Annotated in this window: 15 protein-coding genes; 11 read left to right on the forward strand and 4 right to left on the reverse strand. The window is 61.2% G+C overall.

Annotated features, from left to right (window positions below):
* Nucleotides 1-14: 14 nt before the first annotated feature.
* Genes IB266_RS24275 through gntB form a run of 3 tightly spaced genes read left to right on the forward strand, consistent with a single transcriptional unit; the run spans nt 15 to nt 3,504 of the window.
* Complete coding sequence (locus IB266_RS24275; RefSeq protein WP_412548321.1) at nt 15-1,196, forward strand: MFS transporter; 1,182 nt, start codon at nt 15-17, stop codon at nt 1,194-1,196.
* A 3-nt stretch (nt 1,197-1,199) separates the two neighbouring features.
* Nucleotides 1,200-2,315 carry an aminotransferase class V-fold PLP-dependent enzyme gene (locus IB266_RS24280; protein ID WP_192262879.1) on the forward strand — a complete coding sequence of 372 codons (1,116 nt, stop codon included), beginning with the start codon at nt 1,200-1,202 and terminating at the stop codon, nt 2,313-2,315.
* 46 nt (nt 2,316-2,361) lie between these two features.
* On the forward strand, nt 2,362-3,504 hold the full coding sequence (gntB, locus tag IB266_RS24285) for a guanitoxin biosynthesis L-arginine gamma (S) hydroxylase (protein WP_318646603.1): 1,143 nt from the start codon (nt 2,362-2,364) through the stop codon (nt 3,502-3,504).
* Nucleotides 3,505-3,571: 67 nt separating this feature from the next.
* Here gntB and IB266_RS24290 read toward each other — a convergent pair whose 3' ends face one another.
* Nucleotides 3,572-3,916 (reverse strand): cupin domain-containing protein, encoded by a 345-nt coding sequence (locus tag IB266_RS24290; protein WP_060739285.1) that lies wholly within the window; start codon nt 3,914-3,916, stop codon nt 3,572-3,574.
* A gap of 97 nt (nt 3,917-4,013) precedes the next feature.
* Complete coding sequence (locus tag IB266_RS24295; RefSeq protein ID WP_192262883.1) at nt 4,014-4,895, reverse strand: LysR substrate-binding domain-containing protein; 882 nt, start codon at nt 4,893-4,895, stop codon at nt 4,014-4,016.
* A 215-nt stretch (nt 4,896-5,110) separates the two neighbouring features.
* On the opposite strand from IB266_RS24295, the gene IB266_RS24300 reads away from it, so the two are divergent.
* On the forward strand, nt 5,111-5,875 hold the full coding sequence (locus IB266_RS24300; protein ID WP_192262885.1) for a sulfite exporter TauE/SafE family protein: 765 nt from the start codon (nt 5,111-5,113) through the stop codon (nt 5,873-5,875).
* Here IB266_RS24300 and IB266_RS24305 read toward each other — a convergent pair.
* Entirely contained in the window at nt 5,865-6,179 is a 315-nt protein-coding gene (locus IB266_RS24305) for a putative quinol monooxygenase (protein WP_060739282.1), read from the reverse strand. The two genes, IB266_RS24300 and IB266_RS24305, sit on opposite strands and share 11 nt — an antisense overlap.
* Before the next feature lie 201 nt (nt 6,180-6,380).
* On the opposite strand from IB266_RS24305, the gene IB266_RS24310 reads away from it, so the two are divergent.
* From IB266_RS24310 to IB266_RS24320, 3 genes are all read left to right on the forward strand, one after another.
* A complete protein-coding gene (locus IB266_RS24310) occupies nt 6,381-6,971 on the forward strand; it encodes an NAD(P)H-dependent oxidoreductase (protein WP_092328719.1) in 591 nt (196 codons plus the stop codon).
* An 88-nt stretch (nt 6,972-7,059) separates the two neighbouring features.
* Nucleotides 7,060-7,971, forward strand: a complete 912-nt coding sequence (locus tag IB266_RS24315) for a LysR substrate-binding domain-containing protein (RefSeq protein WP_192262890.1) — start codon at nt 7,060-7,062, stop codon at nt 7,969-7,971.
* A 102-nt stretch (nt 7,972-8,073) separates the two neighbouring features.
* Complete coding sequence (locus tag IB266_RS24320; protein ID WP_192262892.1) at nt 8,074-8,967, forward strand: NAD-dependent epimerase/dehydratase family protein; 894 nt, start codon at nt 8,074-8,076, stop codon at nt 8,965-8,967.
* A gap of 148 nt (nt 8,968-9,115) precedes the next feature.
* Here IB266_RS24320 and IB266_RS24325 read toward each other — a convergent pair whose 3' ends face one another.
* Nucleotides 9,116-10,561 (reverse strand): SulP family inorganic anion transporter, encoded by a 1,446-nt coding sequence (locus IB266_RS24325; protein ID WP_192262894.1) that lies wholly within the window; start codon nt 10,559-10,561, stop codon nt 9,116-9,118.
* A 325-nt stretch (nt 10,562-10,886) separates the two neighbouring features.
* On the opposite strand from IB266_RS24325, the gene IB266_RS24330 reads away from it, so the two are divergent.
* From IB266_RS24330 to IB266_RS24345, 4 genes are all read left to right on the forward strand, one after another.
* Nucleotides 10,887-12,236, forward strand: a complete 1,350-nt coding sequence (locus IB266_RS24330) for a gluconate:H+ symporter (RefSeq protein ID WP_192262902.1) — start codon at nt 10,887-10,889, stop codon at nt 12,234-12,236.
* Between the two features lie 27 nt (nt 12,237-12,263).
* Nucleotides 12,264-13,124 (forward strand): MurR/RpiR family transcriptional regulator, encoded by an 861-nt coding sequence (locus IB266_RS24335; protein ID WP_192262904.1) that lies wholly within the window; start codon nt 12,264-12,266, stop codon nt 13,122-13,124.
* 1 nt (nt 13,125) lies between these two features.
* Complete coding sequence (locus tag IB266_RS24340; RefSeq protein WP_192262906.1) at nt 13,126-14,598, forward strand: N-acyl-D-amino-acid deacylase family protein; 1,473 nt, start codon at nt 13,126-13,128, stop codon at nt 14,596-14,598.
* Nucleotides 14,599-14,722: 124 nt separating this feature from the next.
* Nucleotides 14,723-15,091, forward strand: coding sequence for a glyoxalase superfamily protein (locus tag IB266_RS24345; RefSeq protein WP_192262908.1), 369 nt, complete (start codon nt 14,723-14,725; stop codon nt 15,089-15,091).
* Nucleotides 15,092-15,142: the final 51 nt, after the last annotated feature.

Genomic DNA, 15,142 nt, shown 5'->3' on the forward strand with positions numbered 1-15,142 from the left:
CGGGAGAGCTGGCGGTGCAGGGTGGATTCAAGGTGTATACCCGGCCCGTGGTTCTGCTGCTGTCGGCGACGTTCATCCTGACCGTTGCCCGGGCGCTGGCCTTGCCTTATCTGGTGGTTTATTTCTCCCAGGCCTTTGGCCTGGGGGTCACCGATATCGGTCTTGTGGTGGGCGGTGCGCTGATCGTCAGCTCCATCCTGGGTGTCTACGGCGGTTTTCTGGTGGACCGGTTTTCCAACTACCGGATCCTGCTCGGTGCCGCCACGCTGTTTGCCTTGGCGTTTGCCGTGGCTTATCAGGTGGCCAGCCTGGTGCCGTTCATCATCGCTATCGTGGTGGTCAACCTCGCCTATGCGGTGATCGATATCGCGGTGAAATCAGGCATAGGTTTCCTGGTGACGGCGGACAAGCGGGCGAGCGTGTTTTCCATGAAGTACACGCTGACCAACGTCGGTTATGCCATCGGTCCTTTCCTGGGTGTGCTGTGCGCGAAAGTCAGTCCCGGCCTGCCGTTTGCGGTTTCGGCCTTGATCGGGGTGGCTTTTGTCGTGTTGTACAGCGGGATGGGGGCACGGCTTCCTCGTGGAGAAGGCGTAGAGCGGCCAAATCATGATTTTGCCCGCGTGCTGGTCCATTTGGTGCGTAACTACAAGCTGGTGTGTTTTACGATCGGAGGCGTTCTCAGTGCTGTCGTGTTCGGTCAGTTCACGGCCTATTTGTCGCAATACCTGATCGTGACCAGCACGCCGGAGAACACCTACAAGATCATCAACTATCTGGTCACCACCAATGCTTGCGTGGTGATTGGTTTGCAATACCTGGTCGGCTCCAGGATCAACCAGAACAATTTGTTCCGGATGTTGATGCTGGGCATGTTGTTTTTCGTGGTTGGCCTGATGGGGTTTTGTTACGCACAGACTCCGCTGGCCTGGGTATTGGCCATGATCGTTTTTACCGTGGGTGAAATCATCATTATCCCGGTGGAATACCTGTTCATCGATTACATCGCCCCGGAGGATATGCGCGGCGTGTACTACGGTGCGCAAAACCTGTCCAACCTGGGAGCTGCGCTGGGGCCGGTGCTATGCGGTGTTGCCCTGTCGCTCTTTGCACCTTGGGCGGTGTTCTACCTGTTATCCATGTGCGTGGTCGTGGCCAGTCTGTTTTATTTCCTGGGTTCAAGGCGTGAGAGGTGATTGATGATTCACTTCAATACGGCGGGTTCGGGGCTGATGTCTGCCGAGACGCTGAAGCTGATGCAACGTTATCTGCAGGACGAGTTTGAGTCGGGGGCTTATGAAACCGAATTGAATTACGCCTCTGTGCTGGACGTTGAGGTCTATGAAAACATTGCCCGGCTGCTGGGCGCCGATGCGCGTAACGTGGCGCTTTTCGATGGGGCGACCAAGGCTTGGGTGACCGCGCTGGAGGCATTGACCTGGTCCGAAGGCGCACGTGTTCTGGTCACTCCCTACGAATACGCGGGCAACTTGATCGCACTTGCAACATTGCAGCGCCTGCATGGGGTAGTGGTTGAAGTGATACCGCTGCTGGCCGATGGCAACCTCGACCTGCAATGGCTGGCCCGGCACATGAGCGCCGAGGTCAAGTTGGTCTCGATCGTCCATGTCCCTTCTTGCTGTGGCATTGTGAATGACATCGAGGCGGTGGGCGATATCCTGCGCGACTACTCGGCCTGGTACTTTGTCGATGCCTGTCAATCGGCGGGCATGCTGGCGCTGGACGTGGGCGCCGCCGGCTGCGATGTGTTGACGGCTGCCGGCAGAAAGTTCCTGTGTGGGCCAAGGGGAACAGGGTTTGCCTACCTGTCCGAGCGTTTCCTGGCCACCGCGCAGCCTCGTTTCACTGACCTGGGCCGGGCCACGGTCGATGTCAGCGGCGTCGTCACGCGAGGGGTGGGAGATGCCCGCTGTTTTGAATATGCCGAGCGTAACAACGCGGCCGTAGTGGGTTTGAACCAGGCGATCAAAGAGCGCCTGTCGAGCGCCTACGGGGCGGAGTCCGAGCTCTATCGAGTGCTGCTCAGGCGTCTGGCAGAGACCCCCGGTGTCAACTTGATTGCTCCGGGCACTCACCATCAGGGCATCATCGCGTTCACCCATGAGCGTCGTTCGGCGACAGAACTCGTCAGTTATCTGCGGGCCCGAGGTATCAACGCTTGGCCGGGATATGCATCGCATACGCCGTACTTCATGTTGGCGCAGGGGCATGAGCGTTTTGTGCGCGTTTCCATCAATGGGAGGAACAACGCTCAAGACGTGGATGAGTTCATCGCGTTATTGGCCGAGTTGTAAATGATCAATGAGGCAATCAATAGCCTGTAAATAAAAAGTCTATGTCGTGCGGTTTGTCGCAATGGAATGTGCGTCGTGTGCCTGGCAGGTGACCGTCTGCGGCAGTGGTACTGCATTAATTGTTTTGTCTGGGGAAGTAATCAAGGTTGCGCAGGCGTTTCGCGCCTGTATTCATCACTTCGAGTTACGAAAGGGAATTCCGATGAACGATGTGAACAGGTTTAATCCTTCTGCTGCACTCAGGCTGCGTCTGCGGCCTTTGTACAAAAAAGACAATTGGCACTGGCTGGTTGCCCTGGGTGCGGATCTTCTGATCATTGTCTCGGCGATATTTCTAGCCAATCGCTATAACGCGCTTTATCCGCTGGCATTGTTGTTCATTGGCTCTCGGCAGCGGGCACTTGCCTCGCTTTTGCACGAAGCGGCGCATATGACGTTGGCTCAAAGCAAGGCGCTTAACAAATGGGTCGGTGAATATTTGTTGGCCTACCCCATCTTCCAGGACTATGAAGCCTATCGTCGATCCCATGTGCAGATGCACCATCACCATCTGGGCGACAAGCTGAAGGATCCCGACCATCGTTTCTATATCGAGTCGGGTTTGTACGAGGCTCAGGACCGTCTGGACTTCCTGTTCCGTCATTTGTTCAGGAGCGTGACGCTGGTCAACACCTACAAGTACTTCCTTTATCTGGTCAAGAACCGGGCGGGGGACATCCTGGCCAATCCGTTACAGGGCTTGAAGCTTCTGGCGGTTCATGGCGCCATGTTATTGCTCTTCAATTACTTTGTCGGCCCGTGGGCTTATGTCCTGTTCTGGTTGGTCCCTTACTTCACGGTATTCCAGGTGATTGGCTGGCTCTCCGAGATTTCCGAGCACTTCGGCATGTTCGGGGTGTACAAGGATGAGGTGCAACTGACGCGCAATCGTTTCCCCACGCCGGTCGAGCGATTGTTTATCGGTATGCATGGCGATAACTATCATCTGACGCACCACCTGTTTGCCGGCGTGCCGTTCTGGAACCTGAAGCAGGCGCACCAGATATTGATGGAGGATGAAAGTTATGCGGCGGCCAATCGGGGGTGTGGCGGCATTTTCACTGCGAAAGGCGATGCCCGATCGAGCCTGCATCAGATATTCGAGGCGTATCGCAGCGGTAAAATCAGCACCGTCGACGTGACGGCATAGCGGGCGGTCATGCTGCGCTGTGCTCCAGGCGCGCCTTTGAGCACAGCGTATCGGTCAAGCGCGTTCGTCAGGCGAAGACGAAATATTTGCGCACGGTCTCGACCACTTCCCACGTGCCTTTCATGCCTGGCTCGATGACGAAGATGTCACCGGCGCGCAGATGGATCGGCTCCAGGCCCTCTGGGGTGATGATGCAGTAGCCTTCCTGGAAATGGCAGTACTCCCACTTCACGTATTCCACATACCATTTGCCGGGTGTGCAGATCCAGGTGCCCATGATCTTGCTGCCGTCTTCGCTGGTGTAGGCGTTGAGGTTGACGGTGTGCGGGTCGCCTTCGAGTTTTTCCCATTTGCAGGCATCGAGTACGGGCAGCGGATGGGTGTCGCGCAGGACGGTGATGGGGGCGGTCATGTGAACTCCGAAAGGGGCGGAAGAGAACAGGCACCCTAACGCGTGGCCTGGGCAGGTAGATGCCTGTGGTCGACATCGAGCTATCCAGAAGCGCGCATCAATCGGCCAGATGTCGAGCCAGGGCCGTGGCGTAGGCCGGCAAACCGTCGAAGTTGCGGGCGCACAGCAGCAGCGCCCGGTGGGTCCAGGCCTCTTGCAGCGGGACGCAGTGATACGAAGGCTCGGGCGGGCGCCGGTCGATGGCCGCCTTCGGCACGATGGCAATGCCTGCACCATGGGCCACCATGCGAATCATGCCGTCGAAACCATCGGCACGAATGCGGATTTGCATGCGTGAGCCGATGTGCAGGGCCTGTTCTTCCAGGTGAATCGCCAGGGCACTGGAGGCGTTCAGGCCGACATAGTCGTGGCTGAGGGTCTCGCTGAAACGCACGGCTCGACCGTCAGCCAGTGGGTGCCCGGTTGGTAGGATCAAGACCAGTGGATCGTCGCGAAACGGCCAGGCCTGAAGGCCGTGGGTATCCACCGCGTCGGAAACGATCCCCAGGTCCGCCGCGCCCTGGCGCAGCGCATGGGTGATCCGTGAGCTGGGTAATTCCTGCAGGTCGATGTCGAGGTTGGGATGGGCCTTGAGAAAACCTGCCAGCAGTTCGGGCAGGTACTCGGTCATGGCGCTGGTGTTGCACAACAATCGTACCCGGCCTTTGACGCCCTTGGCGTATTCGGCCAGATCCTGTTGCAGGCGTTCGGCCTGTTGCAACAGGACTCGGGCGTGCTCGGCCAGGGCCCTGCCAGCCGGCGTTGGGGCTACGCCACGCCGTCCGCGCTCAAGCAGCTCGATGCCCAGGGAAGCTTCCATGGCCCGGACCCGCGCACTGGCCGCGGCCAGGGACAAATGGCTGCGGGCCGCACCGGCGGTGATGTTGCCGGTGTCGAGGATGTTCAGGTAGAGGCGCAGGTCGGTGAGGTCGAAGTGCATGGGCGGGTGATCCTGTGCCGGGTTTGTCTGGTGTTTGGTACGTCGCCATCGCGAGCAAGCTCGCTCCCACAGTTTGAAATGCAACCCCCTGTGGGAGCGAGCTTGCTCGCGATAGCGTCGGCAGCATCAGCGAATGAACAGCCTCTTGCCACAAGAGAGGCACCCTCAGTATATGGCAGATTTTCAAGCCAAGTCCCGGGGTGCACGATACGCCCATGAACACACTCATCGCTTTCTATCAAAATCTCGGCCTGGCCCTGTCCCTGCTGGTCATCGCCACCTTCCTGCTGGCCGGTACCATCAAGGGTGTGATCGGCCTGGGGCTGCCGACCATCTCCATGGGCTTGCTCGGGCTGGCTATGGCTCCGGCGCAGGCTGCGGCGTTGCTGATTATCCCGGCGACCCTGACCAATCTCTGGCAACTGGCGTTTGGCGGTCATCTGCAAGCCCTGATCCGGCGCCTGTGGCCGCTGTTGCTGGCGATTTTCATGGGCACTGGGCTCGGTACGCTGTGGCTCGGTATGACGGGCGGGGCTTGGGTGGTGCGGGCCTTGGGCGGGGCGTTGTTGCTGTATGCGTTGAGCGGGCTGTTGCTGCCGACGCTGCGGGTCGGTCCCGATGCCGAATCGTGGATCGCTCCGCTTTGTGGGCTGCTGACCGGCCTCATCACCTCCGCCACCGGTGTGTTCGTCATTCCGGCGGTGCCCTATCTGCAAGCGCTGGGCTTGAGCAAGGATGAATTGGTGCAAGCCCTGGGCCTGTCATTCACCGTTTCTACTCTGGCCCTGGCCGCCGGCCTGTTGTGGCGCGGCGAACTGGGCGGCGGCGAATTGAGCGCTTCGTTACTGGCGCTGGCACCGGCGCTGCTGGGGATGTGGCTGGGGCAATGGTTGCGCCAGAGGATCAGCGCCGTGTTGTTCAAACGGGCATTTTTCATCGGCCTCGGCGTGCTCGGCGGCCATCTGCTGATCAGCGGCTAGCCGAGGAAGGGCTGAGCATGTCGACGCGACGGATGTCGAAGTCGCGCTCCAGATAGTCCATGCGTTGCTCGAAGAATTGCCGCATGTGCGGCAGGTTCGAGTGCACCTCCAGGTGCGCCTGGGAGGCCCAGATCTCATAGAAGATAAACAGCGTTGGATCCTGCTGGTCCCGCAGCATGTGGTATTCGATGCAACCGGGCTCGGCACGGCTTGGCTCGACGTAGGCGCGAAACAGCGCTTCGAAGGCTTCGGCTTTTTCCGGACGGGTCTTGGCATGCAGGATGAAACCGTGCAGTTCGCTCATCGAGATGGCTCCTGAAATAAAAGAGGTGTCGGAGCTTACGGCAACAATAGGTCTTCCATTCTTGCGTATAGGTCAAATCAGTTTTGCCGTTGCGGTGCTTATTCCGCGCGAAGCTCGTCGGTACTCTGCCGCCATCATTTTCAACCTTTCCATGCAGCGGCCCTCCAACGGCCCACGCCGTGGAACCCGATGAGGCTCCCCATGAAAAAAGTCCTGTTGCTCAACGGCGGCAAACAATTCGCCCATTCCGACGGTCGCTACAACGCCACCCTCCATGACACGGCGCTCAGCGTGTTGGACCGTGGCGGTTTCGATGTGAAAACCACCTTTATCGACGGCGGCTACGACGTCCAGGAGGAAGTCGCCAAGTTCCTCTGGGCCGACGTGATCATTTACCAGATGCCAGGCTGGTGGATGGGCGCACCGTGGACCGTGAAGAAATACATCGACGAAGTCTTCACCGAAGGCCACGGCAGCCTCTATGCCAGCGACGGTCGGACCCGTTCCGATGCCTCGCAGAAATATGGCAGCGGCGGCCTGATCCAAGGCAAGCAGTACATGTTGTCCCTGACCTGGAACGCCCCGCAGCAAGCCTTCGACGACCCGACCGACTTCTTCGAAGCCAAGGGTGTGGACGCGGTGTACTTCCCGTTCCACAAAGCCAATCAGTTCCTCGGCATGACCGGCCTGCCGACCTTCCTGTGCGTGGACGTGATGAAGCGCCCGAACATCGAAGAAGACGTGGCGCGGTATGAGCGGCATTTGATCGAGGTGTTCGGCCTTTCGCGGTAATCCGGCTACTATCGGGACCTACCTGAAGGCAATCATGCATCTGTGGCAAGCCCTGTCACATTGAGTTGCATGTCATGAGAGGACGCCTGTGAAAGCCAGATCCGACGAGTTGCAGATTTTCGTCTGCGTGATTGAGTGCGGATCGATTTCTGCCGCCGCCGAACAGGTCGGGCAGACGCCATCGGCGGTCAGCCGCACGCTGTCGCGGCTGGAGGCCAAGCTCGACACCACGCTGATCAACCGCACCACGCGACGCATGGACCTGACCGAGGAGGGCAAGTATTTCTTCGAACAAGCCAAAGGCATCCTCGACCAGATGGATGAACTGGAAGAGCGCCTGTCGTCCCGCCAGAAAAATCCCGCGGGACGCTTGCGGATCAACGCAGCCTCGCCGTTCATGCTGCACGCCATCGTCCCGCACATTGAAGAGTTCCGCCGGCTTTACCCGGATATCCAGCTCGAACTCAACAGCAACGACCTGATCATCGACCTGCTGGAGCAAAGCACCGACATCGCCATCCGCATCGGCACCCTCACCGACTCGACGCTCCACGCCCGCGCCCTGGGCTGCAGCCCGTTGCACATCCTCGCCAGCCCGGCCTATTTGAAGCGGCACGGCACACCCACCAGCGTCGCCGAACTGGCGGAGCATGCGTTGCTGGGTTTTGCCCAGAACGAGGGGCTCAATCAATGGCCGCTGCGCCATCCGCACGGTGATCGCTGGCCGATCCAGCCCGCCATCAGCGCGTCCAGCGGCGAGACCGTGCGGCACCTGGCGCTGCAAGGGCAGGGCATCGTCTGCCTGTCAGACTTCATGACCCGCGAAGACATCCAGGCCGGTCGGCTGAAGGTGCTGCTGGCCGATGCCAACAGCGGATACCGCCAGCCGATCAATGCGGTGTACTACCGCAACTCGCAACTGGCCCTGCGGATCCAGTGCTTCCTGGACTTCATCCAGGGCAAGCTCGCCGACTACGCCGCGCGGGACTTCAAGGGCTGATTCGTGACTTCAAGGCAAGAGTGATTTGGGCAATGTGGACTGTTTCGGCAAGGACCAGTCCTCGATACTCGTCCCATCACTTAGGTTGCCAAGGAGTTATCCATGAACGTATTCATCACCGGCGCTGCCGGTTTTATCGGCGGTTCCATCGCCAACGGCCTGGTACGCGCCGGGCATCAGGTTCGCGGTCTGGTGCGCAGTGCCGAACAGGCGAGCGAACTCACTGCGCTGGGCATCGAGCCGGTCATTGGCACCCTCGAGGACAGCGCTCTGCTCACCGAACAGGCCCGTGCCGCCGACGCCGTGATCAACGCCGCCAGCAGCGATCATAGGGGTGCGGTCGAAGCCCTGATCGAAGGGCTCGAAGGCTCGAACAAAGTGCTGCTGCACACCAGCGGTTCGAGCATTGTCGGCGATGCTAGCGGTGGTCGTCACAGCGATGACATCTACCGGGAAGGCCATCTGCCCCCGCCCACCGTCGACAAAGCGGCCCGTGTCGCCATCGACAATCTTGTCCTGGACGCCGCCAAGCAAGGCGTGAACTCGGCGGTGATCTGCAACACCTTGATCTACGGTCACAGCCTGGGGGTCAAGCGTGACAGTGTGCAGTTGCCACGGCTGCTCAAGCAGGCGCGTAAGAGTGGGGGGGTGCGGCATGTGGGACCGGGGCAGAACATCTGGTCCAACGTGCACATCGAAGACGTGGTCGAGCTGTACAAACTGGCCCTGACCCGTAATGTACCCGGCACGTTCTATTTCGTTGAAAGCGGCGAGGCCTCGTTCATCGACATGACCACAGCCATGGCCCGAGCGCTGAAGCTGGGCGAGCCGCAAGATTGGCCGCTGGCCGAAGCCGAGGCCGAATGGGGCTACGAAATGGCCAACTATGGCCTGGGTTCCAACAGCCGTGTGCGAGGCACGAACGCCCGTGAGCTGCTGGGCTGGACGCCGAAGCGGACGTCGGTGGTGGAGTGGATTCTCGATGAGATGGTGTGAGTACCCTCAAAGCCATCCGTAAAACATAGGACCTGTGGGAGCGGGCTTGCTCGCGAAGGCGGTGTGTCAGTCGATAAAAAGGCTACCTGACACGCCGCTTTCGCGAGCAAGCCCGCTCCCACAAGGTCCCATGCGGGCCTGATACTTTTCAGTCGTGCTGCACGCCCGCACGCTTGAGCATTTGTTTGCAACGCTCGGACAGGTGAAACACCCGCAGGTGCTTGCCCGCTTTGCTGTAGCGCTCGCGCAGGGTCTTGAGTGCGGCGACGGCCGAGTAGTCGACGAAGCGCAAGTGACGGCAATCGAGGGTCACCAGGGCCGGGTCGTTGGCCGGGTCGAACTGGTTGAGGAACGGCGTCGACGAGGCGAAGAACAGCGTGCCGTGCAAGCGATAAAGCTTGCTGCCGTCGGCTTCCTCGTGGGTGTCGGCGTACAGTTCCCGTGCTTGTTGCCAGGCGAAGTTGAGCGCCGCGATGATAATCCCGCAGAGCACGGCGACAGCCAGGTCGGTGAACACCGTGATCACCGTCACCGCGATGATGACCAGCACATCGTTGGCCGGCACTTTGTTGACCACCCGCAACGAGGCCCAGGCGAATGTCTGCTGGGACACCACGAACATCACGCCCACCAGTGCCGCCAGCGGGATGCGCTCGATCAGCGGCGACAGGAACAACACGAACAGCAACACCATCACCCCTGCCACCACGCCCGACAACCGTCCGCGTCCGCCCGAGCTGAGGTTGATCATCGTCTGGCCGATCATGGCGCAACCGCCCATGCCGCCGAGCAAGCCGGAGGCCATGTTGGCCGCGCCCAACGCCACGCACTCACGATCCGGATAGCCGCGGCTCTCGGTGATTTCATCGGTCAGGTTCAAGGTCAGCAAGGTTTCCAGCAAACCGACCATCGCCATGATGACCGCATAGGGTGCGACGATCTGCAGGGTCTCCAGGTTCCAGGGAATGTCCGGCAGGGCAAGGGTCGGCAAGCCGCCGGCGATGTGGGCCATGTCGCCCAGCGTTCGGGTCGGCAGGCCGAGCAGGTCGACCGCCAGGCCAACACCGAGGATGGCCACCAGCGCCGGCGGCACACTGCGAGTCAGACGCGGCAGCAGGTAGACGATGGCCATGGTCAGCGCCACCAGGCCGGCCATCAGGTACAGCGGCGGGCCGCTCAGCCAGGCCTCGCCATTCTTGAAGTGTTCCAACTGGGCCAGGGCAATGACGATCGCCAGGCCGTTGACGAAGCCGAGCATCACCGGGTGCGGCACCATGCGCACCAGCTTGCCCAGGCGCAACAACCCGAACGCCATCATGATCAGCCCGCCCAGCAGCACGGTCGCCAACAGGTACTGCACGCCGTGCTGCACCACCAGCGCGACGATCACCACGGCCATCGACCCCGCCGCGCCCGAAACCATCCCGGGCCGTCCGCCGAACAGGGCAGTGAGGGTGCAGAGGATGAAGGCACCGTACAACCCCATCAGCGGGTTGAGGTGGGCCACCAGGGCGAAGGCGATGCACTCGGGGAGCAAGGCGAAAGAGGTGGTGAGGCCGGCGAGGGTGTCGGCGCGAAGACGGGCTGATTTCATGATTTACCTGACTGGGCGCCGGTGGAGCGTCGGCTGCCGGGGAGTGGTGCAAAAACAGGTGCGGATGGTACGGAATTGAGCGCGGGGCGGCCAGCCGTTGGTTGATGAATCTGGGGCCGCTTCGCAGCCCAGCGGGAGCAAGCTCCCTCGCCACAAGGCAATGAAAGTCCGGCGCTGGATTTTCATAGCGGCTGCATCGTGATGTCCGTCAGCGACATTTCTTGCCTGTGGGCGAAAATTACTTTCAGTGGGTTTGAAGATTCATCGTCGAAATGATTTATGAGTTTCACAACACATCGACGTGACCCCATTCGAGGAGTAACGCATGGCACCTGCTTTCGGTTATTGGCTACTGGTCTATGCAGCCATCGCCATCATTGCGCTGATCGTTCTGATCGCCCGTTATCGGCTCAATCCGTTCATCGTGATTACCCTGGTCTCCATTGGCCTGGCGTTGCTGGCCGGGATGCCGCCGTCGGGTGTGGTGGGGGCGTACGAGGCAGGTGTCGGCAAGACGCTGGGGCACATTGCGCTGGTGGTGGCCTTGGGCACGATGCTCGGCAAGATGATGGCCGAGTCCGGTGGGGCGGAGCGGATGGCGCAGACGCTGATCGCACGCTTCGGCGAGCGTAACGCCCACTGGGCGATGGTGTGCATTGCCTTCCTGGTGGGCTTGCCGTTGTTCTTCGAAGTCGGCTTTGTGCTGCTGGTGCCCATCGCCTTCACCATCGCCCGGCGGGTGGGTGTGTCGATCCTGATGGTGGGGCTGCCGATGGTCGCCGGGCTTTCGGTGGTCCATGCGCTGGTGCCGCCCCATCCGGCGGCGATGCTGGCGGTGCAGGCGTTCCAGGCCTCGGTGGGCCAGACCTTGCTGTACGCGATCCTGATCGGCATTCCCACCGCGATCATTGCCGGCCCGCTGTACGCCAAATTCATCGTGCCGCGCATCCAGCTACCGGCCGAGAACCCGCTGGAGCGACAATTCCTCGACCGTGAGCCGCGTGCCAGGCTGCCGGGTTTCGGCGTGACCCTGGGGACCATTCTGCTGCCGGTGATCCTGATGTTGATCGGCGGCTGGGCCAACCTGATCTCCACCCCGGGCAGCGGTTTCAACCAGTTCCTGCTGTTCATCGGCAACTCGGTGATCGCCTTGTTGCTGGCGACCGTTCTCAGTTTCTGGACCCTCGGCCTGGCCCAGGGCTTCAACCGCGAATCGATCCTCAAGTTCACCAACGAATGCCTGGCACCGACCGCCAGCATCACCTTGCTGGTGGGCGCTGGCGGTGGTTTGAACCGGATCCTGGTGGACGCCGGGGTCACGCAACAGATTGTCGGCCTGGCCCAGGAGTTCCAGTTGTCGCCGCTGGTGATGGGTTGGCTGTTCGCCGCACTGATGCGGGTTGCCACCGGATCGGCCACGGTGGCGATGACCACGGCCTCGGGCATCGTCGCGCCCGTGGCGATTGGCTTGGGTTATCCCCATCCCGAACTGCTGGTGCTGGCGACTGGCGCCGGGTCGGTTATCTTTTCCCACGTCAACGACGGCGGTTTCTGGCTGATCAAGGAATACTTCAATATGACCGTCACGCAAACCTTCAAGACCTGGACGGTGCTCGAAACACTGATTTCCGTGGTCGCGTTCGCCTTGACCCTCGGGCTTTCGCGCTTGCTTTGAGCGCAACGCACCCTAACAGGAGCCGCCATGGACATCCTCTACCAGATCCGTTCCCGCCAGGATTCCTTCAGCGCCGGCGAAGGAAGAATCGCCCGGCTGATGCTCGAAGACGTCGGCTTCGCCGCCTCCGCCAGCCTCGATGAACTGGCCCAACGGGCGGAAGTCAGCAGCGCTACCCTGTCGCGTTTCGCCCGGACTGTCGGTTGCCGCGACCTGCGGGACTTGCGCCTGCAACTGGCCCAGGCCAGCGGTGTCGGCAGCCGTTTCCTCGACCCCGCCGGCGCGCCGGAGCAATCGGCATTTTATGGACAGATCGTCGGCGATATCGAAGCGACTCTGCGCCAGCATCTGTCGGCGTTCGAAGAGTCGCGGTTCAGCGATGCCGTGCGGATGATCGGCAAGGCACGGATGATCCATGCGTTCGGCCTCGGTGGCTGGTCGGCACTGTGCGGCGAGGAATTGCAGGTGCGGCTGGTGCGTTTCGGCTACCCGATTGCCGCCTGTCGCGACCCAGTGATGATGCGCATCACCGCCACTTCGCTGAGTGACCAGCATCTGGTCATCGCCTGTTCACTGACCGGTATCACGCCGGAGCTGTTGAGTGCCGTTGAGTTGGCCCGCAGCTACGGCGCGGCGATCCTGGCCGTCACCCGCGCCGACTCGCCACTGGCCCAACTGGCCGACTGCGTGCTGCCCCTGCAAGGCGCCGAAACCTCGTTCATCTACAAACCCACGGCGGCGCGCTACGGCATGCTGCTGGCCATCGACGTGCTCGCCACCGAGCTGGCGCTGGCCCATCCCGAAGACAATCAAGAGCGCCTGAGGCGAGTCAAACTCGCCCTGGACGATTACCGCGGTGGCGACGATCACTTGCCGCTGGGAGACTGACATGCTGTACGACACGCTTATTCGCAATGCGCTGGTTATCGACGGCAGCGACAGCCCCGGTTACCACGCCGACGTCGGCATTCGCGCCGGTCGCATCGAACGCATCGGCGAGCTGGGAGATGCCCGGGCCCTGGAAGACATCGACGCCGCCGGTCGTGTGCTGGCGCCGGGGTTCATCGATGTGCACACCCACGACGACACGGTGGTGATTCGCCAACCGCAGATGCTGCCCAAGCTCAGCCAGGGCGTGACCACGGTGATCGTCGGCAACTGCGGCATCAGCGCTTCGCCGGTGAGCCTGCGGGGCGATCCGCCGGACCCGATGAACCTGCTCGGCACGGCCCAGGCCTTCGCCTACCCACGCTTCGGGGATTATCGGGGGACGGTAGAGGCGGCCAAACCGGCGGTCAACGTGGCCGCGTTGGTCGGGCACACGGCGTTGCGCAGCAATCACATGGATGATTTGTTGCGCACTGCCTCGGTGGGCGAAATCGCTGCCATGCGTCGGCAATTGCGCGAAAGCCTGGAGGCCGGTGCACTGGGTTTGTCCACCGGCCTGGCCTATGCCAACGCATTTTCGGCGTCCACCGACGAAGTCATGCAACTGACCGAAGAGTTGAGTGCATTCGGCGCGGTCTACACCACCCACCTGCGTAGCGAATTCGAGCCGGTGCTCGAGGCCATGGACGAGGCGTTCCAGATCGGTCGTCATGCGCAGAGCCCGGTGATCATTTCCCACCTCAAGTGTGCCGGGGCCGGTAACTGGGGACGCAGCCCGCAGGTACTCGCGGCGTTGGAGCACGCGGCGAAAACCCATCCGGTCGGTTGCGACTGCTATCCCTACGCGGCCAGCTCCTCGACCCTGGATCTCAAGCAAGTGACCGATGCCCATCGCATCACCATCACCTGGTCGACACCGCACCCGTCAATGGGCGGACGCGACCTGACCGACATCGCCCGCGAATGGGCGGTGTCGCTGTTGGAAGCGGCGCGGCGCCTGCAACCGGCCGGTGCGGTGTACTACGGCATGGACGAAGGCGACGTCCGCCGAATCCTCGCCCATCCGCTGTCCATGGTCGGCTCCGACGGATTGCCCGAAGACCCGTTTCCCCATCCGCGCTTGTGGGGCGCATTCCCACGGGTGCTGGGCCATTTCAGTCGTGATGTCGGGCTGTTTGCGTTGCACACCGCTGTGCACAAGATGACCGGTCTGTCGGCGGCGCGCTTCGGCTTGAAAGGCCGTGGTGAAATCCGTGAAGGCCATTGGGCGGACCTGGTGCTGTTCAACCCACACACCATTCGCGACGTGGCCGATTTCAACCAACCTCAACGGGCTGCCGAAGGGATTGATGGCGTGTGGGTCAATGGTGTCTTGAGCTACCACGAAGGGCAGGCAAACGGGCGCCGGGAAGGGCGATTCCTGGCGCGGGAGGGCGACTTGCGTCAGGGGTTTGGCCCGGCGAATGGCGTGTAAGCGGCTGATATTGTGTAAATTGGCGTCACAATAATGGCACTGCGACACTAAAGAAGCCGGACCCAAGGCCGAAGCATTGGAGTCAACCCATCTAAACTGGGTCTTTTCAGCCAGGGAGCAACCCATGAGCTTCGGTAAAACCACCCCGATCCTGCGGATCTTCGATGAAACCAAGGCGTTGGCGTTTTATGTCGACTTCCTGGGCTTTACCGTCGACTGGCAACATCGCTTCGGTGACAACTTCCCGTTGTACTTGCAGGTCTCCCGTGGCGACTGCGTGTTGCACCTGAGCGAGCACCATGGCGATTGCACGCCGGGCTCGGCCCTGCGGATAGAGACCGATGAGCTGGAAGCGTTCCAACAGCAATTGCAGGACAAGGCGTATCGCTACGCCCACCCCCAGATCCAGGCCATGCCCTGGGGGAGCCAGGACATGACGGTGGTCGATCCGTTTGGGAATCGGTTGGTGTTTACCAATGCGATCAATGTCTGAGAGGCGCCCCCGCTCGGATCCCCCAGGCCTGGCAGGATCCGAGCGGGTTTG

Origin of the sequence: Pseudomonas sp. Pdm06, assembly GCF_014851795.1 — a bacterium.
Taxonomy (GTDB): Bacteria; Pseudomonadota; Gammaproteobacteria; order Pseudomonadales; family Pseudomonadaceae; genus Aquipseudomonas; species Aquipseudomonas fluorescens_AA.